A 559-nucleotide genomic window follows, 5' to 3' on the forward strand; every position below is an offset into this window, starting at 1 on the left:
TTCTTATTAGATGGCACAAATTATTCAAAAGTACATTCCTTTGCCAACGATTCTTAAATGGCGAATTGCTAACACAAACCGAGCTCGCTGCGGTTAATACCAGAATAAATATATATCGTGAGAGGCTCAGCAGCATTAGTTGGTTTATGCGAGTTCTTAACGAGGGTATTGCACGAAAAGCGAATCAAGAAGATGAATGCAAAGGACGGTTTTGGGAAGGTCGCTTTAAGTCACAAGCTTTACTTGATGAAGCAGCACTTGCCGCTTGCCTCGCTTATGTAGATTTAAATCCTGTTAGAGCAAAAGCGGCTGATTTACCCGAGCAATCTGACTACACCAGTATTAAATCTAGAATTAATGCAGCTCAAAAGAATAAGCAACCGAAATCACTTATGCGCTTTGCAGGTAAACCACGAAAACATATACCTAAGGGACTACCATTTGAGCTCAAGACATATCTGCAACTTGTAGATTGGACAGGCCGCTCAATACGAGAAAATAAGCCTGGGAAAATCCCAGATAATACGTTACCAATACTTGAAAGATTAAACATTTGTGC

Annotated in this window: 1 pseudogene; it reads left to right on the forward strand. The window is 40.1% G+C overall.

The window, feature by feature from the left end:
- Positions 1-559: pseudogene (locus AN394_RS21235) on the forward strand (transposase); the annotation flags it as partial.

The sequence above is a fragment of the Pseudoalteromonas sp. P1-26 genome, assembly GCF_001401795.1.
GTDB lineage: Bacteria > Pseudomonadota > Gammaproteobacteria > Enterobacterales > Alteromonadaceae > Pseudoalteromonas.